Source organism: Thioalkalivibrio denitrificans, from assembly GCF_002000365.1.
Lineage (GTDB): Bacteria > Pseudomonadota > Gammaproteobacteria > Ectothiorhodospirales > Ectothiorhodospiraceae > Thioalkalivibrio_A > Thioalkalivibrio_A denitrificans.
In genome coordinates this window covers 720-20,912 of the sequence record NZ_MVBK01000026.1, presented here as the reverse complement: position 1 = coordinate 20,912, position 20,193 = coordinate 720, and the positions used below count along the sequence as shown (strand labels likewise).

General features: G+C 66.7%; 19 protein-coding genes. 3 read left to right on the top strand and 16 right to left on the bottom strand.

The features are described 5' to 3' along the window. Positions 1 to 416: 416 nt before the first annotated feature. The 3 genes from glnL to B1C78_RS04565 all read left to right on the top strand — a co-directional run bounded on the left by glnL (position 417) and on the right by B1C78_RS04565 (position 3,817). Positions 417 to 1,484: a nitrogen regulation protein NR(II) gene (gene glnL, locus B1C78_RS04575; protein ID WP_077277970.1), complete on the top strand. Its 1,068-nt coding sequence runs from the start codon at positions 417 to 419 to the stop codon at positions 1,482 to 1,484. Continuing rightward, positions 1,477 to 2,910 carry a nitrogen regulation protein NR(I) gene (gene ntrC / locus B1C78_RS04570; protein WP_077277969.1) on the top strand — a complete coding sequence of 478 codons (1,434 nt, stop codon included), beginning with the start codon at positions 1,477 to 1,479 and terminating at the stop codon, positions 2,908 to 2,910. The genes glnL and ntrC overlap by 8 nt, the downstream gene beginning before the upstream one ends. A 403-nt stretch (positions 2,911 to 3,313) precedes the next feature. Further along, positions 3,314 to 3,817 (top strand): REP-associated tyrosine transposase, encoded by a 504-nt coding sequence (locus B1C78_RS04565; protein WP_077277968.1) that lies wholly within the window; start codon positions 3,314 to 3,316, stop codon positions 3,815 to 3,817. A 222-nt stretch (positions 3,818 to 4,039) separates the two neighbouring features. Here B1C78_RS04565 and B1C78_RS04560 read toward each other — a convergent pair whose 3' ends face one another. The 16 genes from B1C78_RS04560 to B1C78_RS04485 form a co-directional block, all read right to left on the bottom strand. Next, the gene (locus tag B1C78_RS04560) at positions 4,040 to 6,712 is read right to left on the bottom strand and encodes a DUF6701 domain-containing protein (protein WP_245795309.1); all 2,673 of its coding nucleotides are present in this window, start codon (positions 6,710 to 6,712) and stop codon (positions 4,040 to 4,042) included. Positions 6,713 to 6,822: 110 nt separating this feature from the next. After that, positions 6,823 to 7,218 (bottom strand): hypothetical protein, encoded by a 396-nt coding sequence (locus tag B1C78_RS04555; protein ID WP_077277967.1) that lies wholly within the window; start codon positions 7,216 to 7,218, stop codon positions 6,823 to 6,825. Continuing rightward, a complete protein-coding gene (locus tag B1C78_RS04550) occupies positions 7,218 to 8,024 on the bottom strand; it encodes a prepilin-type N-terminal cleavage/methylation domain-containing protein (protein WP_281250595.1) in 807 nt (268 codons plus the stop codon). Before B1C78_RS04550 ends, B1C78_RS04555 begins: the two co-directional genes overlap by 1 nt. 155 nt (positions 8,025 to 8,179) lie before the next feature. After that, entirely contained in the window at positions 8,180 to 8,635 is a 456-nt protein-coding gene (locus tag B1C78_RS04545; protein ID WP_077277965.1) for a prepilin-type N-terminal cleavage/methylation domain-containing protein, read from the bottom strand. Between the two features lie 52 nt (positions 8,636 to 8,687). After that, positions 8,688 to 9,149 (bottom strand): type II secretion system protein, encoded by a 462-nt coding sequence (locus B1C78_RS04540; protein ID WP_245795307.1) that lies wholly within the window; start codon positions 9,147 to 9,149, stop codon positions 8,688 to 8,690. Between the two features lie 188 nt (positions 9,150 to 9,337). Next, complete coding sequence (locus tag B1C78_RS17930; protein WP_077277963.1) at positions 9,338 to 9,727, bottom strand: type II secretion system protein; 390 nt, start codon at positions 9,725 to 9,727, stop codon at positions 9,338 to 9,340. Positions 9,728 to 9,811: 84 nt separating this feature from the next. Next, a complete protein-coding gene (locus B1C78_RS04530; RefSeq protein WP_077277962.1) occupies positions 9,812 to 10,306 on the bottom strand; it encodes a type II secretion system protein in 495 nt (164 codons plus the stop codon). Continuing rightward, positions 10,306 to 11,526, bottom strand: coding sequence for a type II secretion system F family protein (locus tag B1C78_RS04525; protein ID WP_077277961.1), 1,221 nt, complete (start codon positions 11,524 to 11,526; stop codon positions 10,306 to 10,308). Before B1C78_RS04525 ends, B1C78_RS04530 begins: the two co-directional genes overlap by 1 nt. A 2-nt stretch (positions 11,527 to 11,528) precedes the next feature. Further along, the gene (locus tag B1C78_RS04520) at positions 11,529 to 13,271 is read right to left on the bottom strand and encodes a GspE/PulE family protein (protein ID WP_077277960.1); all 1,743 of its coding nucleotides are present in this window, start codon (positions 13,269 to 13,271) and stop codon (positions 11,529 to 11,531) included. After that, positions 13,268 to 14,728: a tetratricopeptide repeat protein gene (locus tag B1C78_RS04515; protein ID WP_077277959.1), complete on the bottom strand. Its 1,461-nt coding sequence runs from the start codon at positions 14,726 to 14,728 to the stop codon at positions 13,268 to 13,270. The genes B1C78_RS04520 and B1C78_RS04515 overlap by 4 nt, the downstream gene beginning before the upstream one ends. After that, the gene (locus B1C78_RS04510) at positions 14,725 to 15,630 is read right to left on the bottom strand and encodes an ExeA family protein (RefSeq protein WP_077277958.1); all 906 of its coding nucleotides are present in this window, start codon (positions 15,628 to 15,630) and stop codon (positions 14,725 to 14,727) included. Before B1C78_RS04510 ends, B1C78_RS04515 begins: the two co-directional genes overlap by 4 nt. Positions 15,631 to 15,643: 13 nt before the next feature. Further along, positions 15,644 to 17,311, bottom strand: coding sequence for a pilus (MSHA type) biogenesis protein MshL (gene mshL, locus B1C78_RS04505; RefSeq protein ID WP_245795306.1), 1,668 nt, complete (start codon positions 17,309 to 17,311; stop codon positions 15,644 to 15,646). Next, entirely contained in the window at positions 17,308 to 17,679 is a 372-nt protein-coding gene (locus tag B1C78_RS04500) for a hypothetical protein (RefSeq protein ID WP_077277956.1), read from the bottom strand. Before B1C78_RS04500 ends, mshL begins: the two co-directional genes overlap by 4 nt. 37 nt (positions 17,680 to 17,716) lie before the next feature. Continuing rightward, entirely contained in the window at positions 17,717 to 18,367 is a 651-nt protein-coding gene (locus B1C78_RS04495) for an MSHA biogenesis protein MshJ (protein ID WP_077277955.1), read from the bottom strand. Next, positions 18,364 to 19,026, bottom strand: a complete 663-nt coding sequence (locus B1C78_RS04490; protein WP_077277954.1) for an MSHA biogenesis protein MshI — start codon at positions 19,024 to 19,026, stop codon at positions 18,364 to 18,366. Before B1C78_RS04490 ends, B1C78_RS04495 begins: the two co-directional genes overlap by 4 nt. Next, a complete protein-coding gene (locus B1C78_RS04485; protein WP_077277953.1) occupies positions 19,023 to 19,898 on the bottom strand; it encodes a type IV pilus biogenesis protein PilM in 876 nt (291 codons plus the stop codon). The genes B1C78_RS04490 and B1C78_RS04485 overlap by 4 nt, the downstream gene beginning before the upstream one ends. Positions 19,899 to 20,193 lie beyond the last annotated feature (295 nt).

The following is a 20,193-nucleotide window of genomic DNA, read 5'->3' as shown; positions in this document are numbered from 1 at the left end:
CCGCGATAGGACTCCGGCGGGAACAGTCTGTCATGCTGAGGTTGACGGCCATTTCAACGTATTCCGCTTATGTTTCCACCTGTTGCGCACCAGCCGGTGTCCGACCGGTGAGATATGCGGGCTAGGGGCGGCCCCTCGACCCTCCCCATACCAGCGAGACAGGCCGGGAGGCCGCGGCGCTCACAGCCCTTGATGAAACTCCGGGCCCCAAGGTCTCTGTGACCTCTGTGCCCTCTGTGGCTAAACATGCCTTCCGACGCATCTGCACCAGATTGGTGCAATAATCCCACTTGAACCCGGACCATCGCACAAACGCGGTGCCTGTTTCCGTGCGGCCAACGACCGTTGCGGGCTCATGCCCGGCTCCGGTGCATGGACGCACCGAACTGGTTTGCTTCTTGCATAGCGGAAACCATATGGCGCACACCCCGATTGCCCACCAGTACCTGCTGGAAAACCTGACCACGGCGGTCGTCCTGCTGGATGACCGGCTGCGCATCGGTTACATGAACCCCTCTGCGGAGATGCTCTTCGAGATCAGCCTGCGCCGGGCGCTGGGCCTGTCCATGGACGCCCTGGTGCAGGACGACGCCACCCTGCACGGACGCCTGCAGGAATCGCTGCGATCCGGTCGCCCCTTCACGGAGCGGGAACACCTCCTGAATCTGCTCCATGGGCGCGAAGCCACGGTGGACCTGACCGTCACGCCGGTGACCGAAACCCACCGGGCCCGGCAACTGTTGGTGGAACTGGTGCACGTGGACCGGCAGCTGCGTATTTCGCGCGAAGAGAGTCTGCTCAGTCAGCATGCGGCCACGCGCGCCCTGGTGCGCGGACTCGCCCACGAGATCAAGAACCCCCTGGGCGGACTGCGCGGCGCTGCCCAGCTCCTGGAAGGGGAGCTGGGAGATCCGGGCCTGCACGAGTACACGCGGGTCATCATCGGCGAGGCCGACAGGTTGCAGTCCCTGGTGGATCGCATGCTCGGCCCGAACAACGTACCCCGCAAACACGAAATCAACGTGCACGAAGTGCTGGAGCACGTGCATCGTCTGATCGCTGCGGAGGCCCCTGCCGGCGTGCGGATCGACACCGACTACGACCCGAGCATCCCGGAACTCATGGCCGACAGGGACCTGCTGGTCCAGGCCGTGCTCAACATCGCGCGCAACGCGCTGCAGGCCGTTGGCGAGACCGGCCACATCGTGCTGCGCAGCCGCGTGTTGCGCCAGTACACCGTGGGGCACGTGCGCCACAAGCTGGTGGCGCGCATCCAGATCATCGACGACGGACCGGGCATTCCCGAGCAGGTGCGCGAGCGGGTGTTCTACCCCATGGTGTCCGGCCGCCCGGGCGGCACCGGACTGGGGCTCTCCATCGCGCAGTCCCTCATCAACCAGCACGGCGGCCTCATCGAATGCACGTCGCAGCCGGGCAAAACCGTCTTTTCAATACTGATTCCGCTGGAGACCAGGGATGATTAGCCCGCAGGGTTCACCCCAAGACCACGAACACGTCTGGGTCATCGACGACGACCGTTCCATTCGCTGGGTCCTTGAACGGGCCCTGGCGAAGGCGAACATCCGCGTGACCGCCTTCGAGAGCGCCGGCGCCGCCCTCAAGGCCCTGGAACGCGACACGCCGGATACCGTGATCACCGACATCCGCATGCCCGGCATGGACGGACTGGAACTGCTGGACCGGCTGCACCGGGACCACCCCGGACTGCCCGTCATCATCATGACCGCACACTCCGACCTGGAGAGCGCCGTCTCGGCCTACCAGGGCGGCGCCTTCGAGTACCTGCCCAAGCCCTTTGACGTGGACGACGCCATCGCCCTGGTGCGTCGTGCCTTCCACCTGCGCCGGGAGCAGGGGCAGCCCGAGGCTGGCGCCAACGGCGGGACGCCCGAGATCATCGGCGAGGCGCCCGCCATGCAGGAGGTGTTTCGCGCCATCGGGCGGCTGTCGCGCTCCAACATCACGGTGCTCATCAACGGCGAATCGGGCACCGGCAAGGAATTGGTGGCCCGCGCCCTGCACCGCCACAGCCCCAGAGCCAACATGCCGTTCATTGCGTTGAACACGGCCGCCATCCCGCGTGACCTGCTGGAATCCGAACTCTTCGGCCACGAGAAAGGCGCCTTTACCGGCGCCCAGGCGTCACGGCGCGGGCGGTTCGAGCAGGCCGACGGCGGCACCCTGTTCCTGGACGAGATCGGCGACATGCCCGCGGAGCTGCAGACGCGCCTGCTGCGCGTACTGGCCGACGGCGAGTTCTACCGGGTGGGCGGACACACCCCGATCCGCGTGGACGTGCGCATCATCGCCGCCACGCACCAGAACCTGGAACAGCGCGTGCGCGAGGGGCTTTTTCGCGAGGACCTGTTCCATCGTCTGAACGTCATCCGCGTGCACGTGCCGGCGTTGCGCGAACGGCGCGAGGACATCCCGCTGCTGCTGGATCACTTCCTCGGCGAGGCGGCCCGAGAACTCAACGTGGAGCGCAAGGTCCTGCTCCCCGAGACGAGGGATTACCTGTCCGCCCTCGACTGGCCGGGGAACGTGCGACAACTGGAAAACATCTGCCGCTGGCTCACCGTCATGGCCTCCGGCCGGGAGATCCATCCGGGCGACCTGCCGCCGGAGTTTCGTGAACAGCCGGAAACCGCGGGCGCCGTCGGCTGGGAGCAGGGCCTGGCCCAATGGGCCGAACAGGCCCTGGCCCGCGGTGAACGCAGCCTGCTGGACAAGGCCACGCCCGTCTTCGAGCGCATCATGATCCGCGCCGCACTCAAGCGCACCGGCGGCCGGCGTCAGGACGCCGCCAAGCTGCTGGGCTGGGGGCGCAACACCCTGACGAGAAAGATCAATGAGCTGGGGATGGAGGAAAGCAAGGACGAGGCGTAGGCCGGACATGGCGTAAGCGGTGTCCAGCATCCAACCGCCCGATACCGCTTCGCTCTATCGGGCCTACGGTCGGGCCATGACCCTCGTAGGCCGGACATAGCGCAGCGGTGTCCGGCATCCAACCGCCCGATACCGCTTCGCTTTATCGGGCCTACGGTCGGGCCACGATCTCGGAGGCCGGACAGAGCGCAGCGGTGTCCGGCATCCAACCGCCCGATGACGCTTCGCTCTATCGGGCCTACGGTCGGGCCACGATCCTCGGAGGCCGGACATAGCGCAGCGGTGTCCGGCATCAGGCTTCCCGGTACCGGTTTGTCTTGCCCATGGCTCCGGGATACGATTTACGTAGGCCGGACCGAGCGTAAGCGGTGTCCGGCAACCCACGCAGGTTCAAGGAGGAGCCATGTCCGACTATCGACGCGTCTATCATCCCGGCGGCCTATACTTCTTCACTGTCGTCACCGCCAGCCGGCGCCCCCTCTTCTCCAACGCACGATCCATCGAGATACTGCGCATGGCCTTTCGCTATGTCATGCAGCGGCGTCCCTTCCAACTCGAGGCCATCGTGATCCTGCCTGACCACCTGCATTGCCTGTGGCAATTGCCGGAGACAGACAGCGACTATTCCAACCGTTGGAAAATGCTCAAGGGATATGTCAGCCGCCGTCTGGGCAACAAGAACGACCCCATCTGGCAGCCACGCTTCTGGGAACACATGATCCGCGACGATCATGATCGACGGCGCCACATGGACTACATCCACTTCAATCCGGTCAAACATGGGCTTGTCGATGATCCGGCGGCCTGGCCCGCAAGCTCTTTCCGCCGATATCTGGAACGCGGCATTTATCCGACGGGTTGGGGTCGGCGTGAACCGGCGCACATTGCAGCGATGAATTGCGAATGACTTTGGCGTGGCCCGGGTCGCCCGATACCGCTTCACTTTATCGGGCCTACGGTCGGGCCATGACCCGCGTAGGCCGGACAAAGCGCAAGCGGTGTCCGGCACCCAACCGCCCGATGCCGCTTCGCTCTATCGGGCCTACGGTCGGGCCACGATCTCGTAGGCCGGACAGAGCGCAGCGGTGTCCGGCATCGGCCCGCCCGATGACGCCTCTGCCTTTCGGGCCTATGGCAACTCGCGGATGTAGATGTGCCGCTCGTTGCCGCCGTATACGCCGAAGGTGGCACGGGCCTCGGGGCCACGCGGCGTGCCGTCGTTGTCCCAGTCGAACTCGAGCCAGGGCAGGTCTGCGCCGTTGGATGTAGAGATGTCCGGGGTCACGTCGACGTAACCCGTATTGCCCGCGCCGGGCGCGCTGAGCTCGATGTCGAGACGTCCGGCAGAAGCCGGGGTGTTGAACACATCGGCACTCGTGGTGCCGCCGGAGAGCTGGATATCCAGATCCACGTCGCCGGCGTTCACCAGCGTGCAATTGTCCTCGGTGTTGAGCCGGAAGGTGCCATCCAGGAAGTACGTCGTCACCATCGGCACGGTCCGCGGCAGAAGCTCCGGCCCGTGGGCGTTCTGCATCTCCAGTCGTCCCCAGCGCTGCTCGTCGTTGCCGTCCTCGAAGTCCACCGAGAATTCAAAGGGATTACCTGCATAGGCGATGCCGTCGCCATCCTCCACGTCAAAGCTCACGCGAACCGCGCCGTTGATCGGGTTCACCGGATCACCGTCGCGATCGTAGGTGAACTGGCCGCCGAAACCCACGGTCACCTCGCCTTCGCAGCCACCGGCGCTGCAATCGATGGCATCGTGTGTTGCGTCCTCCGTAAGGACGATGTCATCGGGCAGCGGGTCCGGGTCGCCGGCATGTTCGTACAGGGGATCGATGTCGGGGAGGCGCCACCAGTCGCCGTCGTAGTTGCGGGTGACCTGACCATCGGCGTTGCGAGCCGAAATGTGCACCTCGGGCATCGTGTCATACTCGAACCATTGGGACATGTAGGTGAAGGTGCCATCACAAGCAGGCGCAAACGAAGGCGTGTCTACCAGCGTCACGTCAAAGTGGTCGGGCGTGAATCGCCCAATGCTCGATGAACACACATCCACCGCCTCACCATGAAAGCCCGCGTCAGTCTCAAAGCGGATGATTCCAACCTCCCCGAAGGAGGCCGTCGCTGACGTCTGCGCTGCACCGGCCCCAAATTCAACGCCCGCCTGGTAGTCAAGGCCCGGATTGCTTCCGCCGGAAGGCTGCACCAGCACGGGACCAGGCTCACCGATGTCCCACGCGGGCACGCGAGCATAGCCCCCCGGATCAGCAAGGCCCGGCCCGGGGCTCACGCAAGCATCCCATCGCCCGTCAAGATCGTTATCCAGACCCGGCTGCCAGCGCAAACTTCTGAACTCGAGCCCGAACTCCACTCCAGCCCGCTCAAAGACCGGTCCCTCATGATCCTCGGCTGCGGGGTTGCCGTCCGCCTCCACATACACCGCAAGGGGCCGCACCACGAAGGCGTTGCTCGTGTCATGGCTTGGAATGACATCGCCGGTAGGATCGTCTGATTCATCGAACACGGGTATATCCAGGTCGACGCGCAAGGCATAGCGACCCGCATCCATGGACTGAAAACTGAACGGCGCGGAACCATCGCTCCCGAACTCCAGGTTCACTGACTCGGGTGCGCCTGAGGATGTCAGGGTCGCTGTAGTTGCCGCCTGGATGCTCAGGGTGTTGTCCGCAAGCCCATCAGTTGCCACAGGCACCAGATAACTGAACTGCGCCGTGAGCAGTGTGTCTTGCAGGCCGGCGACGCACGCGCCCGTCTCGTCGTCCGTGCGTACGACGCGCACTCTCTGGGTTGCCGCGTTGTACCCGGTGTCCGACGGTTTGCCCGCGATCTGCCCGGGCACGTCGCTCTTTGGAAAGCCGTCGTCACCAATCCCGTCAAGAAGGACGCCCACGTCGGCAAACACCATCTGGCAGGAGGTTTCGTCACCGGAGTTCCCACACTGCGTGGGATTCGTTGCGGCAGGCGAGGTGGCTTCCGCGAGCAGCGTGACAACGCCCCCAGCTATGTAACGCAGATGCACGGTGGTTTCCCCGTTGACGGGGACAGGGTTTGGCGCCCAGACACCCCCTTCCGGAGAAGTCCCCAAGGCCACCGTCACCGAGCCGGAGTGCAGCGTTGCACAGGAAGCATCCGCACAGGCCCGCACAAGCACGGGCTCCGAGGCACAAGTAAGCCCGGTGTCACCATGAATCAGGCGGATGTGATGCGGGCCAGGGAACGGGGGTTCACCGTCATTGGTATCGCCCGGAGTCGATTCACCGGATCCCCCGGGACCCTGCGTGGACCATTCTCCGGTGCCGTCGGGCAGCCGGGCAATGAAATGGCTGTTGGTCAGTGGGTGATGATCATCGAATGACGGAGCACAGTCACCGGGGCGCTGGTCTTCGAAACCGCCGACAGACACATAATCGATCATCCTGTCGTTTTGGTCGACCAGCAACACATCCATACCCACGCCGCTGGGTCCCAAGTGGAAAGCGTTAGTAGCCGACAGCAGCCATGGATAGTGATCCTCGGCGTCGACCAACGATAACCACCCGGAGCATCCTTGGGCCTGCCCGGTTCCCGTATAGCAGCTCTGAACCCGCCACGTTTCGTACTCGTCCGCGCCTACGGCAGGATCCATAATCCGTAGTTCGATCAAACCATCTGTCGCAGAAACGCGAATGAGTTCATTGATACTGGCCCTGCCATGAAATTCGGAACATCCAGCCTGCACCGGCGAAAGACCTTGCGCCAGGAACAGGAGGATGATCGCCGGAAGAATAGACAGACACACCCGCCACCATCTCCACATCAGCCCGCGCCGCCCGCGACAGCACGCGCGGGCCGCCCTATGGCATCCCAAAACGCCACTCCTCATTTCATTTTCCCATCGTGCAGCCTCCCTCATGATGCATCCGCCACACTGACACGAATGGTCCGACGCACCAGAGTACCCGCCTCGATGCTGCCCCGTGCCGCCGTGGCACCCAGGCGGTAGACGGGATAATCCGTTCCCGCCTCGTCCACCGTCCAGGCCTCGCAGGTGAGGGCCACGGTAAAGCCTTCAACATTCACGCTTGTACCGACCGCGCCGCAGCCGCCGCCGACGGCTTGAGCCGCTGCCGCATCCAGAGCGCTGCGGGCCGCGTAGTGCGCGCGAAGCGCCTCCAGCCCCTGGGCGGTGGCGACGCTGCGCCCGGAGAGCAGCAGGGCGGAAGTCACCGCCACGGTGAGTATCGCGGTAATCAGCAGCACCGCGGTGATGAGGGCGAAGCCGGATTGTGAATGACGATGCTGCATCAGGGCGTGTTCAGGACGTGGACCTGCTGAAGGAGCGATATGGTCTCGCCCGCGTCGCTCAGGGTGAGGCGCGCGGAGACGAGGCCGTTTCGGGTACCGGCGCCGGGGTCGTAGTCGAACTGGCAGCCGGTGACATAGCGGGCGGCCAGCGCGCCGGATACGGTGAAGGGATTGCCGCCAAAACCATATCCCTCAACCCGGCGCAACTCACCACCCGCCGGATCACACACGTAGGCCACCGGCGCGGTGACGATCTGGAATCGCTGGTCGGGGGAGGCGAACGGAAACTGGTGCGACGAGATCAGGCTTACGTGGGTCGCGGTGCTCGCAGCCGTATCCAGAGACGCGCGGTTATCACCCAGGTAGGCATTGCCGGCAGACCCGGAGGCGGTGAGGTTGTAGACCACCACCTCCGGTCGGCTGACACCAGGCAGATCAATCTCGCCCATCACGTCGAAGCCGTCGTCGGCCTGGGTGAAGTCAAGTATGTCGCCGTCACCCGTTCCGTCCTTGTGGGCGCGATACCGGCCCCCGGCCACCGTGGGGATAAACTCCAGCGCCACACGCCCGCCGTCAACCTGCACCCGCACGCTGTTGGGCAGCGCGGCGCGCACCTCACGGGTCATGAGCATCAGCGCCGAATCCGCCGCCTCCACCAGTTCGGCGCGGCGCTGCATGTCATCGAAGGCCCGGAACGGCTGCACGATGAACACGGAGGCGACCGCCACCATCGCGCCGATCAGCACGATGACCATGATCATCTCGATGAGCGTGAAACCCTTTTGAAGTGGGAATGGATGGTGGATACATGTAGGTCGGGCTTTAGCCCGACTCGGCAGTGGCTTCTGCTCACACTGGCGTCGGGCTAAAGCCCGACCTACGACGGACTGGGCCCGGTAAGACGGCCGTTCCTCGCCACTTGGACAGCGGGCGTGGCCCGCGCCATGAGAATGCGCCTCCATCAGTAAGCCGCCCTGTGGCCCGCCAGCCGCAGGTTGATGGGCTGGGCGGTGTGCGTCACCTGAACCTCCACGCGCCGGGTGACCGCCCCGCCCAACGTCGAATCGGTGACGCTGACGGTGACCCTGTACGCAGACAGCCCCGGCAAGCCGTTGCCCTGTTGGTCCGTCGGGGTCTCTGCGTTGATGCAGTCGTAGGCCAACACACCCTGCCACTGGTCCCGGGAACCGCCGCAGTCCGCATCGCCATCATAGGGCCGTAGCAGCGCCTCTTCGAGATAGGACTGCGCGACGTAGACCGCCTGGGTCTGGATCATGGGGTCCACGCTGCGCGCGGCCACGTTGGCGACCAGCAGCATCACCCCGCCCACCGCCGCGCCGATCACCACAATGGAGATGATCAGTTCGATGAGGGTGAAGCCTTTCTGAAGGGGAAAGGTGCAAGGTACAAGGTACAAGGGATGGGCTTGCGTTCCCTTGTACCTTGTACCTTGTACCTTGTACCTGCCCTTATCCCACATAACCGGCGGCCGACACGGTGATGGTCCGTCCCTCCACGTTGACGGTGGCACCGCTCGAGCGGCCCAGCCCATCGAAGGTGACAGTGAAGTCACTCACCGTCAGGGTGCCGGGAACGGAACCCTCGTAGGCACCGCTCTCCACGGGCCGGCGGGCCGGTTGGGTGAAACCCCCGCTGCCGCAGGAGGTGCCGGCGGCGTCACCGCGCAGGTAGACACCGTACATCCCCCCGGACAGACGCACCTGCACCTCGCAACCTGACGCCGAGGCCAGCGCACGGCCGTGACGCAGAGCCGCCCTGAGCTCCTGCTCGAAGGCGGCCGCGTCCACGCCGGTGCGGTCCATCATGCGCGGCAGGGCGAAGATCGAGATCGCCCCGAGCAGCACGATGACGGTGACCAGCTCGATCAGTGTGAAACCCTTTTGAAGTGGGAAGAAAGAGCGCGCACCCAAAGCGCAGGCTTCAGCCCCACAATCGTTCTCTCCCAAGCCACCGCTTCGCCAAACCCCATGCTCCAAACCGAACCGCATAGGGCGGCCCATGGCCGCCACGCCCCAGGCCGAGCCATCGAGGCAGCGGGCGCGACCCGCCCTATGCTGCCTGCATCGCGCGGCGATTCCGGCGGACTCCGTTCGCACTATTACCAGCTGGCAGTCAAGACCGCCGGATCGGTAGTGGTTTCAGCAGAATCCACGGTGATGACGTACGTCTCGCCTCCGCACTCACCATCATCATTCGAGTCCCGACAGATGTTTGCTCCATCGGCAACCCAGCCGCTTGGCGCCGGACTCATTGCCGCCATGAGGGTGGTGCCATTGGTGATCGCCGCACCACCTGCTCCCAGCAGATTACCCGCGAAGTTGATTGCCGCCGCTGCCTGCGCAGCACCAAGCACGCCGTCCGCGGAAGCCACTTCCGCCTCGCTCTGAAGATCGATATACCGCGGCAGTGCAATCACTGCCAACGCCCCAAGAATCACAATCACCATGATCAGTTCGATCAGGGTAAAACCCCCTTGCCTTGCATTCATCGTCCTTCTCCTCGTTCAGATTTCAGACATCAGATTTCAGACTTCAGATATCGGGGTTCTGACCTCCGACATCTGACATCCGCCTCACTTCCATTCAAATGCATCCACTGCCACTACCCGCACTCCCTGCGGGCTTCCATCCCGTTCATTCGTCACCACCTCGACACGAAAGCGTGCCCGCGGCGGGCCTTCCAGCGGCGTCTCGAACCGGTCCGCGTGCGAGATGCGATACACCAGCACCGCTTCCTCCATGTCGTAGTACCAGTGCCCCAGCCGGATCTCCGCCGGCGCCGCGTGCTCGATCGGCCCCAGGTAGTTGTGGGGCACCTGGGCGAGCCGCTCCATGGGGTTCCCGCTCGCCAGCTCCGGCACCGTGTCCAACCTGCTCTCTACGACCCGCTCCGCAAACTCCATGGCCAGCGCGCTGTTGAGCGCCGCCACGGTGCGCTGCACATTCACCCGCTCCACGTCGCCTTCCAGGCGCAGGATCTTCGTCATGGCCAGCCACATGAGCAGCCCGACGAACACCACCACCAGGGCGAACTCGAGCAGCGTCAATCCGCGCTGGCGACACGACACTAGCGCCCCGCAATCTGGGTCAGATCCCACATGGGCAGGAAGACCCCCAATGCCAGAATAAAGACGATGACACCCACCGCCACGACCAGAACCGGCTGAATGGTTTCACCGAGCCGACGTACGTCGTAGTCCACCTCCGTCTCGTAGAACTCCGCCACCTCCTCAAGCATCTCGTCCACCTGGCCGGTTTCCTCTCCCACCGCGATCATCTGCAGCACCAGCGGCGTGAACACGTGCGTGACCGCGGCAGTGCGCGTGATGGTCTCGCCGCGCTCGATGCCCTCGCGCATGCTGCGGATCTTGCCGGCGATGTAGGTGTTGTCCGCCGTGCGTGAGACCACGTTCAGGGCCTGCAACAACGGCACACCGGAGCGCGAGGCCATGGCGAAGGCGCGCGCGAAACGGCTCAGCGAGGCACGCAGCACGATGTCGCCCACCACGGGGAAGCGCAGGCGCTGGCGGTCCCACCACAGCCGCCCGTCATCCCGGCTGGTCCAGTGGCGGAAAGCGAACCAGGCCGCCACCGCGCCCCCCAGCACCGCCCACCACCATGCAGCGACGAAATTGGACACCGCGATAATGGCCCGCGTGGCCAGCGGCAGGTCCAGATCGAAGCGTTCGAACACCTGGGCGAACACCGGGATCACGTAGGCCATGAGGATGAAGATCGCCACGGTGATGGCGATGACGACGAACATCGGATAGCGCAGCGCCGTGCGGATCTGGTTCATGGTCTGGCGCTCGTGTTCCATGTAGCGGTACACGCGGTAAAGGGCGTCGTCCAGGCGCCCCGATGCTTCGCCCACCTGCACCATGCTCACGAACAGCGGGCTGAAGATCGCCGGATGACGTGCCATGGCGCCGGCCAGATCACGGCCGGACTCCAGGTCCTCGACAGTCTCGCGAAGTGCCGCGGAGAGACGTTCGTTGCGCGCGGACGCCGCCAGCTGATTCAGGCTGCGGATGATGGGTACGCCGGCCTTGGTGAGCGCATAGAGCTGACGCGCAAACAGGGTGACCTCGGCATGCGAGGGCTTGCGCGCGGCCAGGCGAAGCGGCATGCTCAGGGACAGACCTTCGCCACCGGCGCGACGGATCTCCACGGGGATGAATCCGTCGCCGGCCAGATGTTCGGCCACGGCCACCTCGCTGGGCGCATCCAATATGCCTTCCATGGGCTGGCCTTGGGCGTTCCTGGCGCGGTAGGCGTAACGGGGCATGATCAGTGTCCCCCGCCGTTCAGATCGCGCCCTTCCACCTCACCGGCAAGCCGCTGGGCCTCGTCCAGGGAGGTCACGCCGGCCAGGGCATACTCCAGCGCCACGTTCATGAGCGGCCGGTAGAACCGGTTCGCATGCGCGGCCCGGGCAAAATCGTCCATGTGCGAACGGCGCAACGCACTCAGCATGGCCTCGTCGGGTTCCAGGTACTCGTACACGCCGATGCGTCCGCGATAGCCGGTGTTGTTGCAGTGGGTGCAACCCCGCCCCCGCTGCAGCCGGCTGAGGTCGGCGGACTCGCCCGCCACGGAGACGATCCAGCTGGCCTGCTGCGCATCGGGCGTATGGGGCTCGGTACAGGATTCGCAGACCCGGCGCACCAGCCGCTGTGCGATGACGGCGCGCAACGAAGACGCCAGCAGGAAACCCTGTGCGCCCATGTCCAGCAACCGGTCTGCGGTGGCGATGGCATCGTTGGTATGCAGCGTGGAGAGCACCAGATGGCCGGTCATGGCGGCGCGCAGACCGATCTCCGCGGTCTCCCGGTCGCGCATCTCGCCCACCAGTACCACGTCCGGGTCCTGACGCAGGGCGGCACGCAGCACGGTAGCGAACTCCAGCCCGATGCGCGCGTTCACCTGCACCTGGTTGATGCGCGGCAGGCGATACTCCACCGGGTCTTCGACGGTGATGATCTTGCGGTCCGGGATGTTGAGTTCCTGGAGCGCGGCGTAGAGCGTGGTAGTCTTGCCGCTGCCGGTGGGGCCGGTGACCAGCACCATGCCGCTGGGATGACGCAGCACCCTTCGCAGGCACTTCATGAGTTCCCGCGGCATGCCCAGGTGTTCCAGCTCCAGCATGCCGGTGGACTGGTCCAGCAGACGCATCACCACGGACTCGCCGTGCTGGATGGGCATGGTGGACAGACGCACGTCGATGTTGCGGCCCTTGACCTTGATATTGAACCGACCATCCTGGGGCAGGCGCTTCTCGGAGATGTTCAGCCCCGCCATGAGCTTGAGGCGCAACACCACCGCGTTGGCGATGCGCTTCTCCTTCATGACCTGTTCCTGCAGCACGCCGTCGATGCGCTGGCGGATGCGCAGCGCGTTCTCGTCGGGCTCGATATGGATGTCCGATGCGCTGACCTGCACGGCATCCTCGAACAGGCTCTGCAACAGCTTGACCACCGGCGCGTCGGTGACCTCGTCGCCGGCAGCGAGCTGCGCGGCGTCGAAGTCGCTCTCCGCCAGTTCCTGACCCAGCTCCTCGGCCAGGTCGCTGATCTCTTCCGTGCGCCGGTAGACGGAATCAAAGGTGCGCAGCAGATCGGACTCACGCACCACCGCCGCGTAGACGGGCCGCCCCAGCAGGCGGTTGACCTCGTCGAAGGCAAAGATGTCCGTGGGATCGGCCATGCCCACCAGATAACCGTCGCCCTGCTCGGCCAGCGGTATGCAGCGGAAGCGCCGCGCCGCGGTCTCGGGCAGACGCAGGATCAGCTCCCGGTCGAAGCGGTAATGGCGCAGATCCACCAGCGGGATGGCCAACTGGCGGGACAGAAGCTGCAGCATCGACTCCTCGTCGATGAAGCCCAGCTCGATGAGCGTGCGGCCCAGCTTGTTGCCGGTCTGCTTCTGGGTGGCGAGGGCCTGATCGAGCTGGTGCTTGGAGATGATGCCGTTCTCCACCAGCAGGTCGCCGAGGCGGATCTTCTTGCGCGTTTCGGGGGCCGGCGTGCTCATCGGACATCCCCCAGCGCGGCCAGGCGCTCACGCGCGTAACGGTCGAGACGGGCATCCAGCCCGCCGAAGCGCAGCGCGCGCCGGTAGGCCTCCGGCGCTGCCGCCACTTCACCCGCGCTCTCCAGCGCGATGGCCAGACCCGCCCACCACGCACCCACCGAAGGGTCGGTCTCCAGTGCACGGCGGTAGGCCGCGGCAGATTCGGCGGCGCGGCCCTGGCGCTGGTACAGGGCACCCAGCGTGGCCAGCAGGTGCGGATCAGCGGTGCCGGATTCCAGCAGGCGGATGGCGCCGTTGTAATCACCCTCGGCCACCATCAGGCGGGCCAGCAGGCCCCGCATGCCAGTGTGGCCCGGCGCCCGTTCAAGGCCCTCCCGGAGGACAGCCATGGCTTCGCCACGACGGCCGTCAGCCGCCAGCAGGGTGGCCAGGGCCTCGCGCGCCTCGTGCATGTCCGGGCGGGCCACCAATGCGCGCCCCAGGCCTTGTTCGCCGGCCAGGTTGTCTCCGGCCCGAATGGCGGCCAGGGCCTGCGTGTAGTGATCCCCGGCACTGCGCCGCGCCACGGTGGCAGGGGGTTCGGAGGACGCCGGGCGCGGAGCCGGCGCAGCCGGTGTCTCGGAAACCGCCGGTGCCGCATGCGGGGGCGGCGCCTCGGGTTGCGCGGCCTTGGGCGGCTCGGCGCGGGCCACCGGCTGCGGTTCGGGCTTCGACTTCGGCTGCGGCGCACGGAATGCCAGCGTCACCTGCCTGCCGTCGTCCGTCTGCTCCAGACTGGTCTGCACACCGGCAGCCACCCGAAAGCTCAGCCCCGCGTCGTCACCCAGGGAGACACCCAGCGCCCGCAACGGACCCTCGGCCGACGTGGCGGGCAGAGGCGGTGCCTGCGCCAGATCCAGCCCGCCGAGTTCCAGTCTCCCCCGGTCATCCTCCAGCACCAGCGCGGGTTCACGCTCCGGCGCGGCGGAGAACCGCAGGGTCAGGCGCAGTTCGCCGGGCCGGTGTTCCGTATCGACGCCCACCCAGCGCGCAAGGGGCAATGCCTCCGGTGCGTCCGGAGGGTCGGCGGCCAGGCGCGGTTCCGTAATCACCATGGCCACCGGTTCAATCGGTTCAATCACGGCGGCGGCCGGAATCTCGGCGCCACGCTGTTCAGGCGGGGCGTCGCTCACCGCCGGCAGTACGGGCAGTTCCGCGACCTTCCCGGCGGGGTCCGGGGTTTCCGCCTCTGCCCCCGGCGGCGGCACATCGCCCCGGATCACCGCGCCTGCCAGACCCCCCGACACCAGCCAGTAACCCGTACCGGCGGCCAGCACCAGGAACCCCAACGCGAGCCATGGCAACCCGCGCGCAGCCCTGCCGGTCTGCCGCACGCTGTGAACGCCTGCGAGCACCTCGCCGTCCCGGGCCGGGCGACGACGCTCCAGATCGCGCAGCATGTCGTTGATCAGACTCACGGCAACAGCCCTCCCATGGCCAACAGCGCCACGGCGCCGAGCCCCAGCGTGCCCACGGCCCCGTAGGCCCAGGGAGACGGCCAGGCAGGCATGCGCGCCCCTTCCGTATCACGGGTGGCGCGGCGCACGTGGACCGGCGCGACCCGCGCGGCACCTTCGCCGTAGGCGGCCAGCAGCGCCTTGTGCGCCAGGACGTTGACCAGCCGCGGAATCCCGCCGGATCCCCGATACAGTGCGCGCAGAGCGCGCGGTGCGAACAGGCCCGGGTCGGGCGCGCCCGCCACTGCGAGTCGATGCGTGACATACCGGGCCACGCCGGCGGCATCCAGGGGTTCCAGGCGATGGCTGAAGGTGATGCGCTGGCGAAGCTGGCGCAGGCCCGGGCGGGACAGGCGCGCGTCCAGCTCCGGCTGTCCGAACAGGACCACCTGCAGGAGCTTGCTGCGCTCCGTTTCCAGGTTGGTGAGCAGGCGGATGGCCTCCAGCGCCTCGTCGCTCAGGGCCTGCGCCTCGTCGATGCACACCACGGCCGGATGGCCGCCCGCGGCCAGACCCAGCAGGCGGCCCTGGATCCGCGTGAGCAGGTGGTGCTGCCCCAGGTTGCGCGGACAGTCGAGCCCCAGTTCAGCGGCCAGCGCTGCGCGCAGCCCGTTGCCCCCAAGGCAGGGATTGGGCAGGTAGGCGGTGACGAATTCGCCCTCCAGGGCGTTGAGCAGCATGCGACACAGCAGTGTCTTGCCGGTGCCCACCTCGCCGGTGACCTTCACGAAGCCCTCGCCGGAACGCAACGCCACCAGCAGCACGTTCAGCGCCTCCCGGTGACCCCGGTAGTCGTAATAGAACGACGTGTCCGGCGTCAGCTGGAAGGGCGGTGCCTGCAGTCCGAAGTGGGTGGCGTACATGGCCCTGGCCTCACTACATCCCCTGGCTGCGGATGAGCTCGCGCATGCGTTCGGAGCCCGAGTCGCGCGCACGGTCCCAGACACCGTCGTGATCCACGACGATGGGCCGCAGCAGGATCACCAGCTCGGTCTTGCGGGTCGAGCGCCGCTGATGGCGGAACAGACGCCCGATCACCGGCACGTCGCCGAGCAGCGGCACCTGGCCGCGCATGTCTTGGCTGGACTCCTGCATCATGCCGCCGATCACCACGATCTGGCCGCTACGCGCGCGTACGATGCTGTCCGACTCGCGCACGGTGGACAGCGCCAGGGGCACGGACTGGGTCTCGCCGCCCAGGGAGATGTCCTTGCGCTGGTCCACCACCTCGCTGACCGTGGGATGGATATGCAGGATCACCTCACCCTCACGGCTGATCTGCGGCGTCACGTCCAGGGCGATGCCGGAGAAAAACGGCGTGAGCGTTACGTTGGGCGACGTGGTGGCCGCGGTGCCCACCACCGTGGTGGCCGAAATGTCGGTGACGAAGAACTCGTCGGTGCCCACCTTGATGACGGCCTTCTGGTTGTTCACGGTGGACACGCGTGGGCTGGAGAGCACCTGCACGTCGCCCTGGGACTCCAGCAGTTCGATGAAGGCCGTGAAGTCGTTCATGCTGATCGCGGCCGAGAACACGCCGCCGAAGGCGGAGGTGAGCACGTTGTCCACCTGGCTCAGGTTTCTCGGGTCCAGATTGCCGGTCTGACCGGCAATCTCGGAGACGCCATCCTCGCCGAAGATGGTGCCGCCGCCGGTCTGGCCGATGACTACTTCGTGGCCGCTGGCGGGCTTGCCCAGCGCGGCCCAGTTGATGCCCGCCTGGAAGCCGTCCGAGAGCACCACCTCGATGACCTTCGCCTCCAGGATCACCTGGCGGGTCATGCTGTCCTGCACGTCGGCCAGGTACGCGGCCGCCTCGCGCAGTTCCGAGGGCAAGCCCCGCACCAGGACCAGGTTGGACTGGGGCGTCACCACCACGCTGCGGCCCTCGCCCTCGCCCACGATGGCCGTGAGCGCCCACTCCAGCTCCCGCCAGAAGTCGGACTCAGTAGAGGTGCGCACCCGGCTGCCGAAGGCCTCGCCGGTGGGCCGCGGGCCGCTGATCACCGCGGTATCGCCCGGACGATGCTCCCGATCGCGAAAACCCTCGCCGGAACTGACCCGGGTCTGGGACTCGCCGTCCCGGCGCAGATTGAGATAGTTCACGTGGAAGATGCGCGCCTGCAGGCGCGCAGGCATGACCAGGAAACCGTTGCGCGTCAGCTCGTATTCGTAGCCGTACACCTGGCGCACAACTTCCATCACCTCGGGGATGGTCACATCGGCCAGCGTCAGGCTGATGGTGCCCGTCACCGAGGGGTGCACCACCATGTTGTAGTCACTGTCCCGCACGAGCCCCATGAAGAAGGCACGAGCCTCCACGTCGGCCACGTCGATGTCGAAACGCGGCTCGTCGTATTCCGGAGCAGGCAGGCTCAACGGCGGCAGCAGCGCGTCAGTCACCTCCTGCGGCGGCTGGGGCGGCGCTGCCTGCGCCGTGGGCGGCGACTCGGCCGGCGGCGATTCGGTGGGTGTCGTGGCGCAGGCGGCCAGTACGAGCGCCGCCAGGCAAACCAATGGGATACGGATCAAGGAAACTCTCACGGTCTGGCCTCCCCGGGCGCACTCGTGTTTCGTGCGGGCCGGGCAATCTCCGGCACCGCAAGCCTTAGCGTGAACTCCCCGTGATGGTCACGCAGACGCACCCGGGCAACATCGACGGCAACCACCAATGCCCCGTCCACCCGGTCGCCCGCGCTCACCACGCGGCCGTTGATCACCGCGCTGCGCAGATCCCCGGCCACACGGGTCGACTGCAGCACATAGTCGCGGCGCACCGGCACAGGCGCAGGATTCACGTGGTGCGACATCTGCGGCGGCCGCGTCGGATCCCGCACGTCACTCGCCTGCCCCGGCACCGCAGCCACCACCAGCACCAGCGCACAAACGATCACCGAGAGGAGCCCGGCCACCCCCTTGCCCCTTGCCCCTTGTCCCTTGCCCCTGCCTTCAAACACCGATCCAGTCCTCCTCCATGCTCAGGGTGAACACCCGGATGACGAACCGGCTGGGCGTGTCGGCATCCGCACGCACCTCCAGCCCCTCCCAGAACAACCCCCACGGCATCGCCTCCACCCTGCGCAGGTATCCGAGCAGGGCGAGATAGTCTCCGCGCAGCTCCATGGCCAGCCCGTGGCGATAGATCGCCGGAAGCGATTCCTCCCGTGCCGGCAGGGGCAGGGCCCGGGCCGGCTCGCTGCGCATGGAGACCAGGGTGAGCCCCTCGCTGCCGACGATAAGATCCTCCAGGACCGAGGCCATGCGATTGGGCGACACGAACTGCAGCGTGCGCTCATGCAGCTGCTCGTCGAGGCGCGCAATCTCCTCGCGCAGTTCCTGCAGCCGGGCGCGCGACCCCGCCTCCGGGTCCTCGGCCTCCCTGCGGGCCAGATCCTGGAGCCGCGCCTGCAGCGCCACCCGCTGGCCCTCCAGCTGTTCGATGCGCGCCTGCTCGGCGTGCAGGGCCTGCTGGGTGGGGCTGAGCCACAGGAAATCGACGGCGAGGACCGTCACCACCAGCACCACCACCAGCAGCAGGACGCGCTCGCGCAGCGCGAGGCCATCCACCCGCCGGGCCAGCCGTTGCCAGAGCGCCCTCATGGTCGGCCTCCCGCCCAGGATTCGGGCAGGCAGTCGGCGCTGCTCAGGCGCCGGCCCTGCTCGTCATAGCAGGGGGTGGCGAGAATGAATGTCAGGTGACCCGAAGCGGTTTCGGGCCGTTGCAGGCTGAAGCTGTCGAACTGGGTGCCCGCGAAGGCCGGTTCGCCCGACAGCGCGCTCAGATACCGGGGCACCAATTCCGCTTCGGTGACACCGCCTGCCAACCCGAGTCGCCGTCCCCCGTCCGCCAGGTACACGTGCTGCAGCCAGAGACCCTCCGGGTGCTGGCGTCCCAGCCCTTCCAGGTGTGCGGAGAAGCCGCGCAGATTGCCCATATCCCCGCCTTCCAGGCGCCCCAGCAGGGCACGCTTGCCCGAGCGTTCCCGCTCCAGCCGCTCCACCTGTCGAAGCAGCGCATCCGAGGGCTCCCGTGCCGCGAGTGCGGCGGCCCGGCGCTCGACTTCCGCGTTGAGGCGGGCCAGTTCGGCCCCCAGCGACTCGGCATCCGCGCGGGCCTGGTCGAGGCGCCACTCCTGCCAGCCGCCGAAGGCGCCCAGCACGAGCGCAACGGCAAGGAAGGCCAGCACGATGTGCGCCGCGGACACGCGGGTGGCCTGTCCCAGAAGCTGTGGTCCGTAGAGATTGACGTCCTGTCTCATGCGCGGCCCCCCGGAGCGCCCAGGGCGCCGCCAAGCGCCAACAGGGCATCGCTTTCCAGGTCCTGCGACTCGGCCCCCGGCACCTGCCAGACTCTCGCCGCCAGGCCCAGGCTGCTCCCCAGCGCATCGGCCAGTGCACCGACCGTTTCGCCCCCCGGCATGACCAGCAGGCGCTTGACGGGCGCGGCACCGAAATGGCTGTCGTAGTAATCCATGGTGCGCTGCAGTTCGAGGGCGACGCGCTCATGCAGGCCCGCCGGATCCTGCGCACCCGCCAGCGTGTCCAGGCCGTAATCCAGCCCCCGGGAGAGGAACAACTGATCACCCCGCGTGATCTGCACCAGGCCGCGGTCGGGCATCAGATAGACACCGGCCACGGTCTCCGGGCCGGTCTCGGCACGTTCCGTCAGGTTGCGCAGGGCGAGTTCGGCAATGCCGATCTTCCAGGGCTGCAGGCCGGCCGCCTTGGCCCGGCCCACCATATCGCGCAAGGGATCGGCCCGCGCCGCCACCGCGTAGACCAGCGGCGGACGGCCGGCGCGGCCCTGGCCCGGCACCTCGAACACGTCGGTCACTGCCTCTTCCAGCGGGTAGTCCAGGACGTCCCGCAGGCGCCAGCGCACGGCGGCCGCCAGCTCCTCCGCCGGCACCGAGGGGCGTTCCATCTGGGTCAGGGTGTAGCTGCCGGGCGGCAGCGTCAGGACGGCGGGGCAACGGCGCAACCGCGCACGGGATACCCACCGGGACAGGGTTCGGACCTGGGCATCGCCGTCGTCGGCCACGGCATCGCTGTGGCTCGCCCGCAGGCGCCACTCGCCATCAAGGCCATCAACCGCCGTCAGCGCAAGCCGCGACCCCCAACACAGGCCCACGGCCGGCCCACGACGGCGCGATCCTCCGAATATCCCAAGGCCAGGCATCTTCCCCAAACCCCCCACGGCGCCTCAATAATGTGACGTACGTCACAATAATAAAGCGTTCTCAGTTATGCGCACAACTTATATATCTTCTGAGGTATAGATTGCAAGCCTATGTGTAAATGGGAAAAGTTTGGGACGCCTCGTGGGCGGTAGCGTTGCGCCGATATTTGGTTGGTGTGGTCCGGGCCGGTTCGCTGGGAGAGTTCAAGATTCAAAGGCGTTTCGAACCCCGCTGCGCGGGGCCCGA